The following is a 20,518-nucleotide window of genomic DNA, read 5'->3' as shown; positions in this document are numbered from 1 at the left end:
GCATAAGAGGGTTGTATGAAAAGCGATGTTTTTGACAAAAGTACGTGCGATGACCCATTTCGCTGGCTACGCCACAAAACTACGAGTTTTTTGTAAAAATAAATCAAAACACGTGCGTATGTGTTCATTACAGTTTAATTTCTATCCTGTTTCACTTTTAATATGCAGGCAAAACGTCTCGGGCGCATCTAGCTATCCAAATAGAGCGTTTAAAAGACACACAAAAATGTTAACAAAATGTAAGGCATTGAGAATTAAGATGGATTTCATTGAATAGCATTTAGGCATTCGTTGAATTAACACACAAGCTACTTTTTGTTCAACCGATCTATTCCGATCGAGAAACAAGATCAAAAAAAACACCCTAAACCACTGTATTAAAAAGATTATCCACTCAATAACGCCATAACCTCATTAGATCAATACGTACGCGATCTCGTAAATAACTACAGCGATTCTAAGCTATCAACATAGTTATCCACAGATTTAGTGGATAACTAACGCCAGACCATATTCGGCGGGATTTCGTGCTCGATTAATTTCTCAGCACGTAAGTGGTGACTAACCTTTTAATCCTCAGGTACAGGTTACAGATTTATTAAAGCCTGTACATAATACCAGTATGGAAGCGCTTTTTTATTCCATTTAGTTATACCCTTTAACTTTAGTGAGATATATAAGAAAACGAGATGGGTAAAACTATCAATTACTAAAACAACCTCTTGTTCATAAGCAATGAGGGAATAATGTGCAGTTATTAACCATCATTTTCTCAGCATTGACGACAAAATGAACATAAAAGCCGTAAAAAGCTATTTTTTGCGCAGTCAGCACAAATATTTCATTTATGTTGTTGACAGTTCCTAAGTACGTCTTTAATATTCGCCTCCGTTGAAGCACAGGTCCCCCTTAGCTCAGTTGGTTAGAGCGACGGACTGTTAATCCGCAGGTCCCCCGTTCGAGTCGGGGAGGGGGAGCCAACTTCAGCAAACAACTTAGGTGTCGATTCCCCCTTAGCTCAGTTGGTTAGAGCGACGGACTGTTAATCCGCAGGTCCCCCGTTCGAGTCGGGGAGGGGGAGCCACTTAGTTGGCTCTTAATCGCCTCACCCACTTCATTCTATTTTAATTCCTAAAACAACGCGTTTAGACATTAAATAACCCTAATTCAATCAAGTTGTTAAACCCGTTCTAAAAAGGGATAATAGACCTAATCTGTTTTTCTTTTTAATTCGCGGGCATTGTCCGTCAAAATTCCTCGAAGGAATTGCGTTATTCATGACTGAATTTTTACTGCTATTGATTGGTACAGTACTGGTTAACAATTTTGTGTTGGTTAAGTTTCTCGGCTTATGCCCGTTTATGGGTGTGTCTGGCAAACTTGAAACTGCCATGGGCATGTCTATGGCCACCACATTTGTTCTCACCCTTGCCTCTGCATCGAGCTATCTAGTGGAAACCTATTTACTTGCTCCACTGGGCATCGGTTACCTTAGAACGCTTGCCTTTATTCTTGTTATCGCGGTGGTGGTTCAGTTCACAGAAATGGTCGTGCACAAAACCAGCCCTACCTTATATAGATTGTTAGGTATATTCCTTCCTCTTATCACAACCAACTGTGCAGTGCTTGGTGTAGCGCTATTAAACCTTACCGAACAGCATAATTTCATGCAGAGTCTTATTTATGGTTTTGGCGCTGCTGTGGGGTTCTCTCTTGTACTGGTGTTATTTGCGGCCATGCGTGAGCGTTTAGCTGCTGCTGATGTACCTGTATCTTTTAAAGGTGCCTCAATCGCTATGATAACCGCTGGTCTCATGTCCCTAGCATTTATGGGCTTTAGTGGACTGGTGAAAGTGTAATGACGATATCTACCGCAATTATATTCGCCGTTGTTGCCATTGGCGTCCTTGCGCTTATTTTTGGCTTGGTTCTGGGCTACGCGAGCATTCGCTTTAAAGTTGAGGGCGACCCGCTTGTTGAGCAAATAGATGCCGTACTACCACAAACTCAGTGTGGCCAATGCGGATATCCGGGCTGCAAGCCTTATGCTGAGGCAATTGCTGAAGGTGATGATATTAATAAGTGCCCACCTGGTGGCGAGGCAACGATTAAAAAACTCGCAGACTTGATGGGAGTTGAACCTAAACCCCTTGATGCAGCTCATGGCGAAGAAGACGTTAAAAAAGTCGCGTTTATACGCGAAGACGAATGTATCGGCTGTACCAAATGTATTCAGGCCTGCCCTGTCGACGCCATTTTAGGTGCCGCCAAACACATGCACACGGTTATTACTGATGAATGTACTGGGTGTGACCTATGTGTAGATCCCTGCCCTGTCGACTGTATCGACATGGTGCCAATTGCTCAAACAACTTCTACATGGAAGTGGGATTTTGAATCATCGCCTAAAGGTGATATCCCCATCAAAATGGTGTCGTAATTGTGATGTATCCAAGTTTTGATTCAATTATAGAAACCCTTGAAGCGGGAAAGATGTACTCATTTCCAGGTGGCGTACATCCCGACGATAAGAAATCTCTATCTAATACATCAGTAATAAAGAAACCGTCGTTACCCGAATTATTGATTGTTCCTTTAAGGCAGCACATTGGCTCAGACGGTATCTGCTGCGTAGAAGTTGGCGATACCGTATCGAAAGGCCAAATTCTTTCGCAAAGCTCATCGCCTTTTTCTGTGCCAGTTCATGCGCCAACCTCGGGCGAGGTTGTTGCGATTGCTCCGCATGTTGTAGCGCATCCTAGCGGCCTAACAGAAATGTGTATTTCGATACGTCCTGATGGTAAAGACACATGGTGCGACCTCTCTCCAATAGCAAATTATAGCGACATAGATAAGAACAAGCTTATAGAAGCTATTTGCCAAGCAGGAATTTCAGGAATGGGTGGTGCCGGCTTCCCTACCCATATAAAAACCTCAACATCTAAACCTGTTGAGTTTCTTATTTTAAATGGGATTGAGTGCGAGCCTTACATTACTTCCGATGATCGATTGATGCGTGAGCACGCCTGGCAAATACGCCAGGGTCTAGACATTCTTACTCACCTTATTGGGCCGAAGGCCATTGTAGTTGCGGTTGAAGACAACAAGCCAGAGGCTTTCGAAGCACTTAATATTGCCTGTCAGGATAAGAAAGACTATCGCGTTGTTAGCGTTGAGACTAAATACCCTGCCGGCGGCGAAAAACAGCTGATTCAGGTACTGACTGGCCGAGAAGTTCCAAGAAATGGATTGCCTGCCGACGTAGGCGTGATGATGTTCAACGTTGGTACCTGCTATGCCATTGCAGATGCTATTTTACACGGCAAGCCGCTGATTGAACGGGTTGTTACCGTAACTGGTGAAGCCGTTGAATCACCAAGCAATTTTAGAGCGTTGTTGGGTACGCCCGTCTCTCATCTATTGGATGAAGCAAACTACAACCCGAAAAAACAGAAAGCACCTAAAGTGATTATGGGCGGGCCTATGATGGGCTTTACCTTATCAGACGCTACGATCCCCGTGGTTAAAACCACAAACTGTTTGCTGGTTCCTGCAAAAAAAGAGCTGGTAGACGACAATGCAGAGCGCCCCTGTATTCGCTGTAGCGCATGCGCCGACGCATGCCCTGCGTCGTTGCTCCCCCAACAAATGTTTTGGCACGCCAAAGCAAAAGAATACGATAAAGCCGAAGAATACGACCTTTTCGACTGTATAGAGTGCGGCGCATGTGCTTACGTTTGCCCCAGTGAAATCCCACTGGTGCATTACTACCGCCAGGCTAAATCCGAAATACGCATTCAGCGTGATGAAAAGAACAAGGCCGAAAAAGCTAAACAGCGTTTTGAAGCACGTAAAGAACGTTTAGAGCGCGAAAAACTTGAGCGCGAAGAAAAACATAGAAAAGCAAAAGAAGCACGATTAGCCGCCAACAAAGCCAAAGAAGAAAATGCAGTAGCCGATAATGCGAATAGCGCTGTTGATGCTGGCGCAACTGAGGCCAAGGACAAAGTAGCGGCGGCGCTTGCGCGTGCGAAAGCAAAGAAAGCGGCTATGCAGGCCAACGCAAAGGATGAAAGTAATACAACAAATACCAACGAACCAAGCACTGCGGCAGACGATAAAAAAGCACAGGTAGCAGCAGCTATTGCCAGAGCTAAGGCGAAAAAAGCCGCACAAGCCCAGAATGAAGCTCAACTTGAAAGCGCGGATAAGCAAGGTGAACAGGCGTCATCGCCAGAAGATGACAAAAAGGCAAAAGTTGCTGCAGCAATCGCCAGAGCAAAAGCGAAAAAGGCCGCACAAGCTCAAAACGAAACGCAAGATGAAAGCGCTGTCGAACCATCAACCACAGAACAGCCAAGTAACCAGTCATCATCACCAGAAGATGAGAAAAAAGCTAAAGTTGCTGCCGCTATCGCTAGAGCAAAAGCCAAAAAGGCCGCGCAAGCCAGCCAGTCTGAAGCATCTTCAGCAGAAAAACCTGCGGGCTCTCAAGGCGAAAAGCATACTGAACTTTCCGATACTGAAGCTAATTCAGAGCTAACTGCTGAAGCGCAGAAAAAAGCGCGTATTGCCGCGGCAATCGCAAAAGCTAAAGCGCAAAAAGCAGCTAGAAATAGCGAAGACGGGCAGCCTGATAAGTCAGTTTTAGAGCAAGGTGCGCCAACTCAATTAGATGAGCAACCAGACAGTCACTCCAAAGAACAGCTAGATGAAAAGCAGGCTAGGATCGCAGCGGCAGTAGCGAAAGCGAAAGCTAAAAAGGCCGCTTCGCAAAAAGCGCAAGCATCTGGCCCTGATGGCGAGGCTGGTATTGAGAATCAAGACGGTAACTCGCCAGAAGAAGCCAGTTTTCAGAGCGTCAGCGATCAAAATAATAGTGCTCAGAGTGATAGCGCATCAGATCCTGCTAACAACTTGAGCGAAGCGGATGAAAAAAAAGCGCGCATTGCTGCTGCGGTGGCGAAAGCGAAAGCCAAAAAAGCGGCTAAGCAGGAAGAACATCAAGGAAGCGAGCAAACTGATGCTAACCACGCTGCCTCGACAAATGAAGCTGACGAGAAAAAGGCGCGCATTGCTGCAGCAGTGACAAAGGCTAAAGCAAAGAAACTTGCTCAAGACAGTAATGGCAATTTAGCGACCTCATCAAATACTGCTGAACAGGAAAGTAGTAAAGCACATGAGCAGAGCGAATCGTCTAGCCGTGTAGGTCAAGCAACAAGTACGCAAGCGCCTTCTCAACCGACGGCACAAGATGAAAAGAAAGCGCGCATTGCAGCTGCAGTAGCAAAGGCTAAAGCAAAAAAAGCAGCAGCTGAACAAGAGAAAGAATCATAATGAAGTTAAGTTTATCGAGTTCACCACACCAACGGGTTAAACGCGATACTGCCCAAGTCATGCGCATGGTTATTTATGCCATGCTCCCTGGCATGATTGCACAATCCTTCTTTTTTGGCTGGGGAATGCTCATTCAAGCCATCATTGCAGTAGTGAGTGCACTGGTCATTGAAGGCGTGATTTTATTTTTAAGAAATCGCCCCATCGAGCGCACATTAACAGATTACAGCGCAGTATTAACCGGCTTACTTATCGCAATTAGTATTCCTCCTACCCTACCTTGGTGGATGACAGTAACGGGTGTTTTCTTCGCTATTGCGGTGGCTAAACAGGTTTACGGCGGGCTTGGCTTTAATATTTTCAACCCTGCCATGATAGCGTATGTGGTGCTGCTTATTTCATTCCCTGCGGCTATGAGCCTATGGCTGCCTCCTGCGACTCACGCTGGCATTACGCCAAGTTTCTTTGATTCGGTATCACTCATATTTACTGGTTTTACTACAAGCGGATACGATGTCACTCAACTCAAAACCATTGCCGATGGTGTAACTATGGCTACACCGTTAGACACATTGAAAACCGACCTAACGCAAGGAGTAACATACTCAGAATCATTAGCGAAGCCAATCTTCGATGGCGGGGTATTCGAAGCTGCTGGTGCTGGGTGGGGAATGGTGAGTCTTGCGTATTTACTTGGTGGCCTCTACCTTTGGAAGACCCGCGTTATCAGCTGGCATATCCCGGGAGGTATGCTGCTAAGCGTGTTTATTTGTGCATCACTGCTTCATTTAGCAAACGCCGATTACTACGCTTCACCGCTATTTCACCTGTTTAACGGTGCAGTAATGGTAGGCGCCTTCTTTATCGCCACCGACCCGGTTTCAGCGTCAACAACACCAAGAGGCCGCATTATATTTGGTGCAGCTATTGGCTTTTGGGTGGTAATAATCCGTACCTTTGGTGGTTACCCTGATGCCGTAGCGTTTGCGGTTATTATTATGAATATGGCGGTGCCTTTGATTGATTACTATACCCGTCCTCGCGTGTACGGCAAAAACGTTAAAGGTCGAGGTAAACACTAATGATGAAAGAAAGCCTGGCCAAAAACGGCCTTATGTTAGGTGCGTTTGCCGTTGTTACCACAGCATTAATAGCACTCACATTTTTTGGCACCCAAGATAAAATTGAGCAACAAAAGCAGCAAAAACTGCTAAGCGTACTTAATGAAGTCGTGCCTAGCGAATTCCACGACAATGCCCTTTACGCCAACTGCACAGAGGTCAATGCACCTGAACTTGGCAACAAAAAAGCCCACAAAATATATCGTGCGACGTTAAATGGCCAACCTAGCGCATTAGTATTAGAAGCCACTGCTCCAGACGGATACAGTGGAGATATCGATATCGTTGTTGGTGTAAAAGTGGATGCACACGTTGGTGGAAACACACAAGGCAGCTCGAGTACTGACTCGCTCGACGGTGAGAGCGAAAATCTCAATATCACCGCGTTAGCGCTCTCGGAGTTGTCCGAGCTTGACTCAACACCTCAGAAGTCATCTGAGCAAGACGAGAATGCGTCCGATATTTCTGCGCCCAACACTAATAGAATCAGTATGAGGGTGCTTGGCGTACGCGTTATCGAACACAAAGAAACCCCTGGCCTTGGCGATAAAATAGAGCTTGCCGTTAGCAACTGGATAACGACGTTCAGTAACAAGCCTTTTTCACCCGACAATTTGGCGCCTTGGCAGGTCAAAAAGGACGGTGGTGAGTTCGATCAGTTCACTGGCGCTACCATCACGCCGAGAGCAGTAGTAAGAGCAGTACGCGAAGCCTTGCTTTATGCACAGGCCAACCAATCTGCACTTTTCAACGCTCCTAACACCTGCGCAATTACAGATTCCGTTGAAACAATTGATGCGATTAACGTGAATGAGACTCAACCTCATAGTGTAGAGGAGCTTTAACGTGACTGATTTTCGCGACCTGTCTTTACAAGGGCTTTGGAAGAACAATCCTGCGCTGGTACAACTGTTAGGTTTGTGCCCGCTATTGGCCGTTACCGCGACGTTTATCAATGGTCTCGGGTTAGGCCTTGCTACCATGTTGGTACTCATTGGCAGTAACGTTACCGTTTCACTCGTTCGTAATGTGGTAAGAAACGAAATCCGCATTCCCGTTTTTGTTATGATCATTGCTGCGTTCGTTACCATTGTTCAGCTATTAATGAATGCATACACCTATGACCTTTACTTAGCGCTAGGTATTTTCATTCCGCTGATTGTAACTAACTGCGCCATCATAGGCCGCGCAGAGGCCTTTGCGTCGAAAAATGGGCCGCTCGCCTCTGCTTACGACGGATTCATGATGGGACTGGGTTTTACCGCAGTGCTGGTCATTTTAGGTGGTATGCGTGAGATATTGGGTGCAGGTACATTGCTAGCAGGTGCAGACAGACTGTTTGGCTCAATTGCTGAGAACTGGACCATAACGCTTTTCAACACTGAAAATCCGTTTTTGCTTGCGATACTGCCGCCTGGTGCCTTTTTAGGTATGGGTCTTCTCATTGCTATCAAAAACAGTATTGATGCAAAGTTAGCCGCTAAGCAAACATCGCCTGCAGTGAAGGCTGAACGGGTACGCGTTACCGCTGAAAGCTAAGCGCTAAAAATCAAAAACAAAAAAGTATTTAGAAATGAATGATGTAGTTGAGCCGGCCAAGCCGCTTTCTAAGCAGGAAAAAGTAAAAGAAATCATGCGAATACTGGATGACCTTTATCCGGAAATTCCTATCTTTTTAGATCATAAAGACCCATATACGTTACTCATTGCGGTTCTGCTATCGGCGCAATGTACAGACGAGCGCGTTAACCAAATTACGCCAAAGCTCTTTGCTCGGGCAGATAATCCGTACGACATGGTATTGATGAGTATTGAAGAAATTCAAGACATTATCCGTCCTTGTGGTTTATCTCCCATGAAGTCCAAAGGCATTTGGCATTTGTCTGACATGATCATCAAGCAGCACAACGGTGAAGTGCCTGCAAACTTTGAAGCGCTAGAAGCCATGCCCGCAGTGGGTCACAAGACTGCCGCTGTGGTTATGTCTCAAGGCTTTGGCATTCCTGCTTTTCCCGTAGATACTCATATCCACCGATTAATGTATCGCTGGGGTTTGTCGAACGGGAAGAGTGTTGAGCAGACAGAGCGTGACGCAAAACGCTTGTTCCCAAAAGAAAGGTGGAACGATTTGCATCTGCAAATCATCCTATATGGCAGAGAATACTGCCCTGCCCGCGGTTTCGACTTAAACAAGTGTGTTATCACACGTGAGTTCGGCAGAAAGAGTTTTATTAACGAAGTGCTGAAAGAACAAGAGAAGAAGCAAAAATTGGCGCTTAAGAAGAAGCGTAAATAGAAACTTTCAGAGAGGAGCCTTAGGCTCCTTTTTTATTCTCCATTTATTTTCTCTTAAAAGAAATTTTGCGACTAACACACGACTTACGCTTGTGGTTTGCCTCGAAAGGGACTACCAAATTGGCTATGATGGATGGGTTAGAGTTTTGCTCGCGCAAATAAAAAAAGAAATATAAAAATAAATCCATGGAGAACACATGTCTCGATTGAATACTATCGCTAGAAGGCTAGCGTTTGGTGCATTAGTAAGTGCATGCAGTTTTGGTGTTTTTGCAGAAACTTCCCCCATTACTGACAAGCAAAAGAAAAATGCGGAAGCATTAATTCAAAAAGCCCTGAAAAGTGATTTAGGCTATAGCATCGTTGAATCACTAACCACTGAGATTGGCCCTCGCCTGGGCGGCTCTGAAGCAGAAAAACGAGCTAGAGATTGGGGCGTGGTGGTAGGAGAGCGTCTAGGTTTTGATAAAGTCAGCATAGAAGAATTCACTATGCCATTTTGGGATAGAGGCCACCTACACATTTCACTCACGGCGCCTTATGCCCAACCGCTTTACGGCACAGCCCTTGGCGGCGCAGCGCCTTCTGAAAGCGAGATCAATGCAGACATCGTTTATTTCAGAGATATTCACGCGCTAACCGCAGTTAAAGATGGTGCCCTTAAAGGCAAAATTGCATTTGTAGACGGCGACGCCATGGTAAAAAGCCAAACAGGTGCAGGCTATGGTCAAGCGAACCAACGTCGCCGAATTGGTTGGCAACATGCTCAACGCGGCGGCGCTGAAGCGCTGGTCGTGCGCTCAGTAGGATCTGACTCTCATCGTTTTCCTCACTCAGGCATGATGAGCTCAGACGGCGATAATTGGGCAGATATCCCCGTAGTCGCTATCTCAAACCCTGACGCAGACCATTTACGACGTTTACATAACTTAGGTAAACCGCTGTCATTGTCGCTTCACTCTGAATCGAAATGGAAAGGCGAAGTAAACAGCGGCAACGTAATACTGGATTTAGTGGGCAGTGAGAAGCCCGAAGAAATTATCCTTATTGGCGGCCACCTAGACAGCTGGGATTTAGGAACGGGTGCAGTTGATGACGGTGCAGGCGTTGCTATTACCACGGCAGCGGCTGCGTTGATTGCTTCTTTACCAGAGCGCCCAAAACGCACCATTCGTGTGGTCATGTTTGGCGCTGAGGAAGTGGGCTTATTAGGTGCCTTTGCTTACGCTAAACAACACGAAAAGAACCTTGAAAATCACGTTCTGGCCACAGAGTCTGACTTTGGTGCGCAAACTATCTGGCAAGTAGTGTCAAATGTGAATCCCGAAGCGACTGTGTTAGTCGATGAAATCGCGAAGATTTTATCACCGCTAGGTATAGTGCGTGGCGGTTCAGACATTGCTGGCGGCGGCCCTGACATTATTCCGCTAGCAGCGAAAGGCGTACCAACGATTAGGTTAAATCAAAACGGTAGAGATTACTTTGATCTTCACCATACGCCAGATGATACCTTAGATAAAATTGACCCCGATGAGCTTGCGCAAAACATTGCAGCCTACGCAGCAAGTATATACTTGTTAGCCGATTCGGACGTTGACTTAAAAGCTAAACAGTAGTTACACGTTAGTAATCATCAAACATTGGTCAGTGCATCTCGTGCTGGCCAATGCTTACCAGTGCTCTGCTTACCCTCGCCTCTGCTAATACCCATTCTGCATTCCCACGCTCCGCTAGCAAACTTGCCAGCGCCTTCTGAGTAGGCAATGATCTATGTGGATTGGTAAATATACCTCGTCCGAAATACTCAGGCTTTATTGCGCTTGAATAAGCTGGGCAACAAATCGCTTCGCCTCTTGCCTTGATGGCAGCTCTACATGCCGATACGTATTCGCATGTTTAAAAGCAACGGTTGTTTTATTTATGGAGATATTTGAGATTAACGCACCTGACATGGCGCTATTAAAGGTAGAGATAGAATCTTGAAATTGCATAGTAAATACTTCTTTATTAATGTTGTTTGTTTTGAATTCCTCGCAGGTTGGGTAAAGAAATCGAAAAACGATAATTAGGCTCTAGCGTGAACATAGCGTTTCAGAAAGAGCCCACTTTTTTGAGGTCACTTCAGAAAAGAGAAATGACCTTAGATAAGCATAGAGGTCTTATCGAACTACTACGTTAGCAGCTTGAGGACCTTTTTGGCCTTGTTCAACTTCGAAGCTAACTTCTTGGCCTTCTTTCAACGTTTTGAAACCGTCAGAAGCAATTGAACGGAAGTGTACGAATACGTCTTTGCCGCCAGCTTCAGGAGTGATGAAACCAAAACCTTTTTCTTCGTTGAACCACTTAACTGTACCGTTTACAGAATTAGACATAATAAAAACCTTTTAAAAAAATTGATGTGATGGTGGAAAACCACCGAATAGCTATAGACATCTCCAAGCTAGTAAAGCAGTTGTATATCTATATAAAACTTCAATTTGAAGGATTTAAAAAAGAGGTACAGCGCAGTATTAGGTAAAGCAAATAACATATCTAGAGCGATGCGAAAGGTACAGGTAATTGCGAGCAATGTCCACTAGTTTTCAGTTTATTTTTTAACCAAAACACAACTTTTTTACAATTTTTTTGGCGAAGCTGAATACGTATGTTTGCTCAAGGCACTTGAAAGCTAGGTTAACCTTGCTTTTTTGCTATAGGTTTAAATTATGACAGACACGTATGCGTTAGAAGGTAAAACAGCCATTGTTACTGGAGGCGGAAAAGGGCTAGGTAAAACTCTCGCTCAATTTCTACTAGAAGCAGGAATGAACGTGGCCATTTGTGGGCGCACTGAAACTGCGGTCATGCAGACTATAGAGCAGTTCGACGCCCTATTCCCAGGTAATGTCATTGGCCAAGTTTGTGATGTATCGAAAAGCGCTGATGTTGCCAGTTTTGTTAGAAAGGTCAAAGATACATTTGGCGAGCTACACGTCCTAATTAATAACAGTGGCTTTGGTAAAGAGACCCTTATTTGGGAAACCTCAGAGAAAGCGTGGGACGAAGTAATGGATACTAACGTAAAAGGGACCTTTCTCATGTGTAAAGAGGTCGTGCCTCACATGATTAACAACAAGGAAGGCTACATTATCAATATCGCTTCTCAGGCGGCATTGAACGGCTATGCCAATGCAGGCGTTTACTGTGCATCAAAATTTGCGATGGTGGGGCTTGGAAAAGCGTTGCAAGAAGAGGTTCGCCCCTACGGTATTCACGTCCATTCCCTAAACCCTGCACTGATACAGTCGCAGAAAGCAGAAACAGAGAAAGTGGACGATGGCCTAATTCAAAATGAAGACTTAGGCAACATGGTGGTTTACCTATTGAGCCAACCTCGCCGTCTTAAAATTGATAATATCGGCCTATGGGGCTATTAATACCAGTCCGCATAGATAATTACCCACTCAGCGAGACTTAAAATGTTCGTAATCGCGGCGTGTTACCGCAGGTATAGTACGTTTAACTAGAATTGTAATATTGTCTTAAAGCGTTAACATTTCCTGATTAACATAAAAGCGTGTTGTTTGCGTTTACTCAAATAAAGTACTCATCGTATTTATGTGTACAAAAAGTTACGGCCAACACGCAATCACAGTGCAGTGTGCCATCGAGTAATTCCGATGGCTCAAAAAAGGAATCTCTTATGCGAATGCTTCACACCATGCTTCGAGTTGAAAACTTAGAGGCCTCTCTTCACTTTTATACCTCACTCATGGGCATGCGCCTTCTTCGCCAGTCTGAAAACAAAGAGTATGAATACACGCTAGCTTTCGTGGGATATGGCGATGAAACCGAGAGTACCGTCTTAGAACTTACCTACAACTGGGGCGACAACACCTACGATAAGGGTAACGCATATGGTCATATTGCGATTGAGGTAGATGATATCTATCAGTTTTGTGAAAACTTAGAAACAAACGGCGCTGATGTATATCGTAAACCGGGGCCAGTAAAAGGCGGCTCCACAGTTATTGCTTTTGTTCGCGACCCCGATGGGTATGCAATAGAACTCATACAAAATAAATCCATTTCGCTATGAAATGGCTCAAAAACAAGAACTGAAGATGCAGCCAGCGTAGTCAAAGCGATTTGAACGCTTAAATCGCCAAACTATCAACTTAAAAACGTGCGGCTCTGGAAAAACGATAAAAACCACATGGAGTGATACTACATGCTACGTAACCGCTTATTATTTTCGCAAAATGATAAAAACAAAAGCCAAGCTAGAACAGCGATATGTCGGAAGCCTCGAGCAGCGCACAATATAAGCTTGCGCAGTAAGCCAAAAGCAAAACTGGCCGCTATTCTGCCAGCGTTGGTTGTCGCTTTTACCGGTACAGTTGCTGCTGGCAGTACGTTTTCGGCCATGGCTGCAAATAACGAGAATGGACAAATACACGCTGACACAAAAGAAAATGTTGAAACGCACTTTACCGTGATAGCCCATCGCGGCGCGTCGGGCTATTTACCTGAGCATACCCTTGAAGCAGCTACCCTCGCCTTTTCTCTGGGCCCCGATTTTATTGAGCAAGATGTTGTTATCACCAAAGACGACATACCCGTTGTGCTACACGACATCCACTTAGAAACGGTCACCAATGTAGAAGATGTGTTTCCTGCACGCCACCGCGATGACGGCCGCTATTACGCGCGTGATTTTACTCTTGAAGAACTGCGACAACTGCGGGTACACGAGCGCGCTAACAGTGACGGGAAGCAAGTTTTTAAAGATAGGTACCGCGGCACACATGCTAATTTTAAAGTTGCCACGTTAAATGAACACTTTGAGCTAATCAGCGAGCTAAATCGCCAATTTGGAACGTCTGTCGGGGTTTATCCTGAAGTAAAGTCCCCTGCCTTTCACATTAAAGAAGGCGTTGATGCCAGTAAAATCGTTGTAGATGCTTTGAATGCTTACGGGTTTGGTGGAGAGAGCGGTAATAGCTACCTGCAATGCTTCGATTTTAACGAAGTTAAGCGCGTTCGTGAAACCCTGGGCTATAAAGGCAAAGTTGTGATGCTGATTGGCGAAAACGACTGGGGCGAAAGCGACACAGATTATAACTGGCTGCGCACTCAGGAAGGCATGCAGCAGGTTGCGTTGTATGCCGATGGCATAGGCCCTTGGTTAGGCCATTTACTCGATAATGAAGCGATGACTCAAGGAAAAATAGAAGCCGCGGCATGGATTGCCTACGCCCACGAAAATAACCTGACAATCCACCCCTACACCTACCGACATGATGCACTACCAGCAGGTATGAGTTCAGAACAAGTCTTGGAAGTTTTAGACAAGGTGGTAGGTGCTGACGGTGTTTTCACCGATCATTTAGTACCGGTATTAAGGTGGCGAGAAAAATTAAACTAACGCATTTTAAAGCGAGTGTAGGCGCGATAATTAGCGCCTAGGATTTTGAAAGTCGCACCACCACGCGTCTGTTTTGGGCGCGGCTTTCTCGCGTATCGTTTGGCGCAATATGGCGTTTCTCACCGTGGCCTGTCAACTGAATTCGATCTTCAGGTACACCTAGCGTAGTCAAATAGCTTTTTACTTCGTTAGCACGTCGAATAGACAACTGCTCATTATTATAGCGACCGCCGTAGCTATCGGTGTAACCATCAAGAAGCACAAGCTCAAGCTCGCTGTCTTCTTTTAAGTATTCACCTATCATGGTTAAGCGCTTCTGCGAATATTTGGTTAGCTCTGTACTGTTGTTTTGATACGACAATACCGTGTAGGCAATGTCATCAAAGCCGAAGGGCAATAAGTTCGATACACACTTCACAAATTCACGATACACACCAGAGAAGTTGCTAGCGTTTAATGCCACACTTACTTGGTCGTATTTGTTATACCAATCTTGGTAATAGATTGTGGGCCAAAAGCCTTTTTCTAATTCAGACAACATAGTCCAAGCCGCATCCTGCGGAAGGTCGCCATTGTACTGTTTACGAATAGACATGTCGGCAATGGTTTTAGGCGCAACGCCGGGCATCCATTTAGGTGGTACAGAATAAACAGCAGCCATATCAAATTTGCTTGGCAGCAAATACATGTCCAGTTCAAATTCCATATTAAGCTGCTTCGACGCTGAGCTCGTGAACATGGCTTCGCCATAACCGGGTAGTTCGTGGTTCAAGGTACACTGAAGTCGCGTGTCTTTGTCTATTCGCCAGTTGGAGCTTTCTATGGTTGCAGAATATTGCCGCATGGCAGCGTGGGAAGACAATGACCCCAGCATCCCCAATAAAGCGATGTATTTTAATTTCGACACCATTTCGACACCATAACGAAAATCAGACTAACACAGGTAAAAGACAACACTACGTGCACAAATTACCGAACATAATGAATCAAATTAGCTCACACAAAAAGAAGAAATGTGCCTAATGATTTTTTCACGCTTAATTTGATTATCGTCCAAATTGTAGAAAAGTTTAGCGTTTAATACCATTCGCGTTTTGTACTTTTGCTAGCCCCCTGATTTAACAGTTTATAAATTGCAACTGGCAACTCGAGAGTATCCTTGCGATAATTCTTTTACGCAATATGCTTCGCAGGTTGGTACGCATTTTAGTCACCAACCAATTAACGCAATCGAGTCTTACAAGAGTGTTTATGTCTGCCAACCCGCCCCTTCTCTCCCAGCGCTTTCGAGGTTACTTTCCCGTTGTTATCGACGTTGAAACAGCCGGATTTAATGCAGGCACTGACGCCCTGTTAGAATTAGCCGCGGTAACGGTGAAAATGGATGAAAACGGTATACTTCATCCTGATCAAACTTTTCATTATCACATTGCCCCCTTTGAGGGCGCTAACCTAGAGCCAGCAGCCTTAGAATTTAATGGCATCGATCCTAATTGTGCATTGCGAGGGGCTATTGAAGAAAGCGAAGCCATGAAAGACTTATGTAAAGGCATCCGCAAGGCGCAAAAAAATGCAGACTGCCAACGTTCAGTTATTGTTGCTCACAATGCAACGTTCGATCAGAGTTTCGTCAATGCCGCGATAGAACGCTGCAATATAAAACGCACGCCGTTCCATCCGTTTGTTTCATTTGACACCACCAGCCTTGCTGGATTGGCCTTAGGCCAAACGGTTTTGGTAAAAGCATGCCGTGCAGCGGGGATCGCATTTGACCAAAGTGAAGCGCACAGTGCGCTGTATGACGCCCAAAAGACCACCGAGCTATTTTGCTATATGGTAAATCGCTATAAAGCGCTAGGCGGATGGCCTGTAGAAAATAAAGAGTAGTTTTATTCAAACTGATATAAACAAAAACAGCGCCAAAAGGCGCTGTTTTTTTATAATCTTTAAACAGTTTAGCTTATAGCTTGTCTGCTTCTTCAGATAGGTACTTAGCAACACCTTCAGGCGACGCATCCATACCTGCTTTACCTTCAGTCCAACCCGCTGGGCAAACTTCACCATGCTCTTGGTGGAATGCTAGTGCATCAACCATGCGTAGCATTTCATCAACGTTACGGCCAAGTGGAAGGTCATTGATTACCTGATGACGTACCATACCTTCTTCGTCGATTAGGAATGAACCACGGAACGCAACGCCATCTTCTGGGTGCTCAACATCGTATGCCTGGCAGATGTCGTGCTTAACGTCAGCAACAAGGGTGTACTTAACCGGACCAATACCACCTTGATTTACCGGAGTGTTTCTCCACGCATTGTGTGAGAACTGAGAGTCGATTGAAACACCGATCACTTCAACACCACGCTTTTTGAACTCGTCGAAACGCTTGTCAAAGGCGATAAGCTCTGACGGGCAAACAAACGTAAAATCTAGTGGGTAGAAGAATACAACAGCTTTCTTGCCCTTGATTGCTTCACTTAGTGTGAAAGTGTCAACAATTTCACCACTACCAAGTACCGCTGCTGCAGTAAAGTCAGGTGCTGGACGGCCAACTAATACACTCATGAGTCTCTCCATTTATATTTGGATTGTAATAATAGAAGTGATTACGTTGCGTAACCACTTTGATAAGAAATTTCTTTCAAAGAAAATAGGTACGAATATGGAAATAACAATATTAAACAACGAGTTTTTTTACTGATCATACCAATAACCGCTTAACATCACCCCACACTGTTCAGTCTTTCTTCAATTACCTTGTATTAAATTTGTCATTATCCACTTGCTAAAGCAAAGAATAACAATTATTATCATTTACAGATTCATTTGGAGTACGTTTAATGTTTGTTTGCATGTGCTATGGGGTAACTGATAAAAGCATTCGCGCAGCGGTTGAAGAAAACGGTGTGGGAAATATGCGAGAGTTACGTCAACATTTAGAGCTTGGCTCACAATGCGGTAAGTGCATCAACATGGCTCAACAGATCATTGACCAAACTATCGTCGATGAGTCCCTATTCAAAGACGTTGGCTAGGCAATTAGCCAACCCGCGTATTCTTAACACGCAACGTCATCGCTCTTAGCATCCTTGGCTAGACTTAAAACACCATATTTATTATCACGATTATTTCTTTAAGTGGCCTAAGTCATATCCTAATTTAATTACCTAAGTAACATTCACATCGTCACCTAAAACGATAGGTTGTTGTCCTTTCAAACTCAGAGCTAGGCTCATTTCCTTACTCTCATTGAGTGCAGCGTGCCATTTAACTACGTAGCTTTGCTGAAGCATGCCCTAGTTAAAGGTGTACTCAATGCCTGCATAATAGAAAGCCCCATTGATACCGCTAGGCGATGTAGGTGGGTAGAGTGCGCCAACTTCACCTTGAAAAGGATTTTCATTAGGCAGCGAATCAAACAGATTTTGGGCGCCAAGGGTAACTTGTGTTTGAGGCAGTACTTTCCATGCAACTTGGGCATCGAATGTGGTTAACGCATTGCCGTATATGTCCATGCCTGCGGACGCATCAAGATGGTCTTCATAAAACTCACCGTAATAGTTAAGCCGCCAAGTAAATGCCCAATTTCCTTTCGATTGCTCCAGCGTGATACTGCCCCGATGAGCAGGCAAGTTATCTTCCAGCATACGAATTCTTGCCCGTGTTAGATTAGGTAGAAGCCGTATTTCGTCCCCCACTTGCGCTGGATAAAGTGTAACCCGCTCTACTTGTGTGTCTGTCCAGTTGAAGGCAAGAAGTAAAGAATTTGACCAATCAGCTAGTGCAAAATTGTAGTTAACAACTAAATCAACACCCTGAGTTTTTGTGTCAAAGTCATTAGTAAAATACTTTGCAGCATTATATTTCGCCGCATCTGGACGCCCTTGGGCAATAAGCGCACTAATGTCGTCGTCGGTTAACGGGATTGCAGATGTCGTACTAATGCGATCAGAAAGTCGAATATTGAAATAGTCGAGCGTCGCAAAAAAGTTCTCGCTTGCCTGCATAACAAGCCCAAGGCTAAAGTTCACCGATTCTTCAGGCGTCAGTGGAGTTGCGCCTAGTTGCAGTGAGATAAGATCAGTTGGAGGCAGCGTTGCTTGGTCTTCCAAACCGTTAACACCGTAGGCGGTAGTTACGTTGATAACATTACTCTGCCCTACTGTTGGCGCCTTAAAACCGGTGTTTACAGATCCGCGTAATGCAAAAATATCATTTAATTTATAGCGAGTACTCAATTTCCCATCGAATGTCGAGCCGAAATCACTGAAATGCTCTACACGTGTGGCCACGCCAAACTGCCATGCTTCGGTAACATAAAATTCCAAATCGGCGTACACGGCCCAATTGCTTCTGCTCCAGTGCCCAGCACTTTGAGGCTGATACCCCGGAAAACCGTTGGAACCGATGGAAAAGCCTTGGTTCAACCCAAGTGGCGGCTCTAGAGCGAAAGGGCCTGCAATATATGACGCTTCGTCGCCGGACTTTTGAAAATAGGTTTCTTTACGCCATTCTAAGCCCACGGCAATGCTAACCGGATCGTCGAAAATAGTTTGAATGAGTTTGTTAAAATCTAAGTTAAGCGTTCGCTCTACTTGCGACACACCACCGGGCGAAAACGACGTTGGCGTTTGTGGCCCTAACGATGGATTAACTGTATTTGAGATGGTGTACTCAATGTCACTGTAGCCCAATGTCGCACTGGCATCCATCGCCCAGCCATTAGGTAACTCATGTTTAACGCCCATCGCAACAGAAGCATCCGTTATCGTACCCCCAAATTTTGGTGTGAAACCGCCAGGGAACCACTCATTGAAAGCAAAACAGTTGGCACCAAGCGCCGTTGTGTTATCTGCAATTAGTTGATACGAGGGGTCCAGCAATACGCTATTGCTGGAAAAAGTTATAGAAGGGCAAGCAATTCCACTTTCCAATCCATCGAGATCGGCTACAATCAGACGACTTTCCCCTGTATTTGGGTCGGTACGGCTGAACACCCCTTCTCTGGTTTGCGGATTTCGAAAGTAAAAACCACCGTTTATTTCTCTTCTTGCTGCAGTGGCAAAGCTGTAAAATTGTGATTTAGACGAAATGTCTGCGCCTGCATTTAGCGCAAGTTTAATATCTTCGTTAACATCAAGCGCTCCCCATACTTGGGACGGTGACGCGATGAACACATTCCCTTGGTCAATCAAGTTCTGCGCATCAATCCGCTGTACAGAGCGCGACGTGCCATTTTGCTGACGATACTCTGCCGTTGCATTTAAAAAGCCGTTTTCTCCAATAGCAAAGCCTTTATTCAACTGCACTTGAAACAGTTCGCCGTCGCCTTCACTGTATCCGCCAACTTTCAGCGCAACATGCCCTCCTTCACGAGCATCCTTAAGTACGAAGTTAATCACGCCTGCAATGGCGTCTGAGCCGTACTGGGCTGCTGCACCATCTCGCAATACTTCGACTTGCTTTAACGCATAGGCAGGAATAACCGATATATCAGGCCCTTGTGCACCGTCAGATAAACCTCCGCCTAAAAACGTGATTACCGCAGAGCGATGGCGTCGCTTTCCGTTAAGCAGCAAAAGCGTGTGATCCGAGGACATGCCTCTAAGGTTCGCCGGCCTTACCAGGCTACTGGCATCGTTGATGGGCTGATCGTTTACGTTTAACGAAGGAACCATCACGCTTAACATAGAAAGCACGTCTGAATTTCCCTGTGAGTTAAGGGTTTCAGAACCAATCACATCCAAAGGAACTGGTGAGTCAACAGCACTTCGAGGCGAGTTACGAGTACCGACGACCGCAATTTTTTCAAGTCCATTGCCTCCCTCGTCTGTTTTCTTTTCGGTATCTTGTGGCTGTGTTTCCTTCGCCACTAACGATGAGCGAGAACGAATACTTACCGCACCGCTTTCATCAGTCACTACCGCCAATTCTGTTCCTTCAAGAAGCTGTGCCAGCGCTTCATTCAGTGTGAACGTACCTTCCAATGCGTTTGTTTTCACTTTTTTTGCTAAATCAAAAGGAAAAAGCAATGTGGTATTTGCCTGTTTAGCTAGTTCGGTTAGCGCTTCATTAGCATTTTGTGCGGGTATTGAAAAGTTGTAAGCACCCAATTTTGGTTCGGTTTGGTCGGGTGATTGCGAAGGGCTGTCTGTTTGTGCATGAAGCGTTGGCGCTGGTGCTATGAAAAGAAAAAAGCCGGACGCTATGTGTAGTGCCGAGAGGGACAAAATACGGGAGAATTTGCACATTCTTTTTTGCGAAAGGCATTGGGCCGAACACGCGAGGGCATGCAGCTTTTCTATTGCCTTTTTAGTTTGCCTGCTTATCGCAAAATTGCTGTATTGCAAGATATAA

The 20,518-nt window shown here is 45.1% G+C and carries 18 protein-coding genes and 2 tRNA genes; 15 read left to right on the top strand and 5 right to left on the bottom strand.

Translation table 11 applies throughout. The features are described from left to right. Positions 1-903: 903 nt before the first annotated feature. The 10 genes from MHN09_RS01560 (at position 904) to MHN09_RS01515 (ending at position 10,369) form a co-directional block, all read left to right on the top strand. Positions 904-980: transfer RNA gene (locus MHN09_RS01560), tRNA-Asn, on the top strand. A gap of 27 nt (positions 981-1,007) precedes the next feature. Then, positions 1,008-1,084: transfer RNA gene (locus MHN09_RS01555), tRNA-Asn, on the top strand. Positions 1,085-1,277: 193 nt separating this feature from the next. Beyond that, on the top strand, positions 1,278-1,859 hold the full coding sequence (gene rsxA, locus MHN09_RS01550; protein ID WP_014975993.1) for an electron transport complex subunit RsxA: 582 nt from the start codon (positions 1,278-1,280) through the stop codon (positions 1,857-1,859). Next, complete coding sequence (gene rsxB / locus MHN09_RS01545) at positions 1,859-2,440, top strand: electron transport complex subunit RsxB (RefSeq protein ID WP_014975992.1); 582 nt, start codon at positions 1,859-1,861, stop codon at positions 2,438-2,440. Before rsxA ends, rsxB begins: the two co-directional genes overlap by 1 nt. A 5-nt stretch (positions 2,441-2,445) precedes the next feature. Beyond that, positions 2,446-5,337: an electron transport complex subunit RsxC gene (rsxC, locus tag MHN09_RS01540; protein WP_239238831.1), complete on the top strand. Its 2,892-nt coding sequence runs from the start codon at positions 2,446-2,448 to the stop codon at positions 5,335-5,337. Next, entirely contained in the window at positions 5,337-6,419 is a 1,083-nt protein-coding gene (rsxD, locus tag MHN09_RS01535; RefSeq protein WP_168462729.1) for an electron transport complex subunit RsxD, read from the top strand. Before rsxC ends, rsxD begins: the two co-directional genes overlap by 1 nt. After that, positions 6,419-7,303, top strand: coding sequence for an RnfABCDGE type electron transport complex subunit G (locus MHN09_RS01530; protein ID WP_049585834.1), 885 nt, complete (start codon positions 6,419-6,421; stop codon positions 7,301-7,303). Before rsxD ends, MHN09_RS01530 begins: the two co-directional genes overlap by 1 nt. Before the next feature lies 1 nt (position 7,304). After that, positions 7,305-7,997, top strand: coding sequence for an electron transport complex subunit E (locus MHN09_RS01525; RefSeq protein WP_039233136.1), 693 nt, complete (start codon positions 7,305-7,307; stop codon positions 7,995-7,997). 34 nt (positions 7,998-8,031) lie between these two features. Further along, positions 8,032-8,754, top strand: coding sequence for an endonuclease III (gene nth, locus MHN09_RS01520; RefSeq protein ID WP_049585832.1), 723 nt, complete (start codon positions 8,032-8,034; stop codon positions 8,752-8,754). A gap of 196 nt (positions 8,755-8,950) precedes the next feature. After that, complete coding sequence (locus MHN09_RS01515; RefSeq protein WP_239238764.1) at positions 8,951-10,369, top strand: M20/M25/M40 family metallo-hydrolase; 1,419 nt, start codon at positions 8,951-8,953, stop codon at positions 10,367-10,369. A gap of 195 nt (positions 10,370-10,564) precedes the next feature. Here the strand turns inward: MHN09_RS01515 and MHN09_RS01510 are convergent, their stop codons facing one another. Both MHN09_RS01510 and MHN09_RS01505 read right to left on the bottom strand, forming a co-directional pair. Further along, positions 10,565-10,744: a hypothetical protein gene (locus MHN09_RS01510; RefSeq protein ID WP_039233139.1), complete on the bottom strand. Its 180-nt coding sequence runs from the start codon at positions 10,742-10,744 to the stop codon at positions 10,565-10,567. 168 nt (positions 10,745-10,912) lie between these two features. Further along, the gene (locus MHN09_RS01505) at positions 10,913-11,125 is read right to left on the bottom strand and encodes a cold-shock protein (RefSeq protein ID WP_014948776.1); all 213 of its coding nucleotides are present in this window, start codon (positions 11,123-11,125) and stop codon (positions 10,913-10,915) included. Between the two features lie 333 nt (positions 11,126-11,458). Between MHN09_RS01505 and MHN09_RS01500 the strand changes: the two genes are divergently transcribed. From MHN09_RS01500 to glpQ, 3 genes are all read left to right on the top strand, one after another. After that, complete coding sequence (locus tag MHN09_RS01500; protein ID WP_239238762.1) at positions 11,459-12,169, top strand: SDR family oxidoreductase; 711 nt, start codon at positions 11,459-11,461, stop codon at positions 12,167-12,169. A 266-nt stretch (positions 12,170-12,435) separates the two neighbouring features. After that, positions 12,436-12,831 carry a lactoylglutathione lyase gene (gloA, locus tag MHN09_RS01495; RefSeq protein ID WP_014948774.1) on the top strand — a complete coding sequence of 132 codons (396 nt, stop codon included), beginning with the start codon at positions 12,436-12,438 and terminating at the stop codon, positions 12,829-12,831. Positions 12,832-12,963: 132 nt separating this feature from the next. Then, on the top strand, positions 12,964-14,160 hold the full coding sequence (glpQ, locus tag MHN09_RS01490) for a glycerophosphodiester phosphodiesterase (protein ID WP_239238761.1): 1,197 nt from the start codon (positions 12,964-12,966) through the stop codon (positions 14,158-14,160). 37 nt (positions 14,161-14,197) lie between these two features. Here glpQ and MHN09_RS01485 read toward each other — a convergent pair whose 3' ends face one another. After that, on the bottom strand, positions 14,198-15,070 hold the full coding sequence (locus tag MHN09_RS01485; protein WP_014975986.1) for an OmpA family protein: 873 nt from the start codon (positions 15,068-15,070) through the stop codon (positions 14,198-14,200). 341 nt (positions 15,071-15,411) lie between these two features. Here MHN09_RS01485 and rnt point away from each other — a divergent pair, with 341 nt between their 5' ends. Next, complete coding sequence (rnt, locus tag MHN09_RS01480) at positions 15,412-16,047, top strand: ribonuclease T (RefSeq protein ID WP_239238760.1); 636 nt, start codon at positions 15,412-15,414, stop codon at positions 16,045-16,047. A gap of 73 nt (positions 16,048-16,120) precedes the next feature. Here rnt and MHN09_RS01475 read toward each other — a convergent pair whose 3' ends face one another. Next, positions 16,121-16,726, bottom strand: coding sequence for a peroxiredoxin C (locus tag MHN09_RS01475; protein ID WP_014948770.1), 606 nt, complete (start codon positions 16,724-16,726; stop codon positions 16,121-16,123). A 275-nt stretch (positions 16,727-17,001) separates the two neighbouring features. On the opposite strand from MHN09_RS01475, the gene MHN09_RS01470 reads away from it, so the two are divergent. Then, positions 17,002-17,196, top strand: a complete 195-nt coding sequence (locus MHN09_RS01470) for a bacterioferritin-associated ferredoxin (protein ID WP_014948769.1) — start codon at positions 17,002-17,004, stop codon at positions 17,194-17,196. Between the two features lie 261 nt (positions 17,197-17,457). On the opposite strand, the gene MHN09_RS01465 is transcribed toward MHN09_RS01470, so the two are convergent. After that, entirely contained in the window at positions 17,458-20,391 is a 2,934-nt protein-coding gene (locus MHN09_RS01465; RefSeq protein ID WP_049585829.1) for a TonB-dependent receptor, read from the bottom strand. Between the last annotated feature and the right edge of the window lie 127 nt (positions 20,392-20,518).

The organism is Alteromonas sp. MmMcT2-5, assembly GCF_022348315.1.
GTDB lineage: Bacteria > Pseudomonadota > Gammaproteobacteria > Enterobacterales > Alteromonadaceae > Alteromonas > Alteromonas macleodii.
This window is presented reverse-complemented; position numbering and strand designations above follow the sequence as displayed.

Coding starts and splice junctions, on each gene's coding strand:
- rsxA (WP_014975993.1), top strand. CDS start 1,278: ATGACTGAATTTTTACTGCTATTGATTGGTACAGTACTGGTTAACAAT.
- rsxB (WP_014975992.1), top strand. CDS start 1,859: ATGACGATATCTACCGCAATTATATTCGCCGTTGTTGCCATTGGCGTC.
- rsxC (WP_239238831.1), top strand. CDS start 2,446: ATGTATCCAAGTTTTGATTCAATTATAGAAACCCTTGAAGCGGGAAAG.
- rsxD (WP_168462729.1), top strand. CDS start 5,337: ATGAAGTTAAGTTTATCGAGTTCACCACACCAACGGGTTAAACGCGAT.
- MHN09_RS01530 (WP_049585834.1), top strand. CDS start 6,419: ATGATGAAAGAAAGCCTGGCCAAAAACGGCCTTATGTTAGGTGCGTTT.
- nth (WP_049585832.1), top strand. CDS start 8,032: ATGAATGATGTAGTTGAGCCGGCCAAGCCGCTTTCTAAGCAGGAAAAA.
- MHN09_RS01515 (WP_239238764.1), top strand. CDS start 8,951: ATGTCTCGATTGAATACTATCGCTAGAAGGCTAGCGTTTGGTGCATTA.
- MHN09_RS01510 (WP_039233139.1), bottom strand. CDS start 10,744: ATGCAATTTCAAGATTCTATCTCTACCTTTAATAGCGCCATGTCAGGT.
- MHN09_RS01505 (WP_014948776.1), bottom strand. CDS start 11,125: ATGTCTAATTCTGTAAACGGTACAGTTAAGTGGTTCAACGAAGAAAAA.
- MHN09_RS01500 (WP_239238762.1), top strand. CDS start 11,459: ATGACAGACACGTATGCGTTAGAAGGTAAAACAGCCATTGTTACTGGA.
- gloA (WP_014948774.1), top strand. CDS start 12,436: ATGCGAATGCTTCACACCATGCTTCGAGTTGAAAACTTAGAGGCCTCT.
- glpQ (WP_239238761.1), top strand. CDS start 12,964: ATGCTACGTAACCGCTTATTATTTTCGCAAAATGATAAAAACAAAAGC.
- MHN09_RS01485 (WP_014975986.1), bottom strand. CDS start 15,070: ATGGTGTCGAAATTAAAATACATCGCTTTATTGGGGATGCTGGGGTCA.
- rnt (WP_239238760.1), top strand. CDS start 15,412: ATGTCTGCCAACCCGCCCCTTCTCTCCCAGCGCTTTCGAGGTTACTTT.
- MHN09_RS01475 (WP_014948770.1), bottom strand. CDS start 16,726: ATGAGTGTATTAGTTGGCCGTCCAGCACCTGACTTTACTGCAGCAGCG.
- MHN09_RS01470 (WP_014948769.1), top strand. CDS start 17,002: ATGTTTGTTTGCATGTGCTATGGGGTAACTGATAAAAGCATTCGCGCA.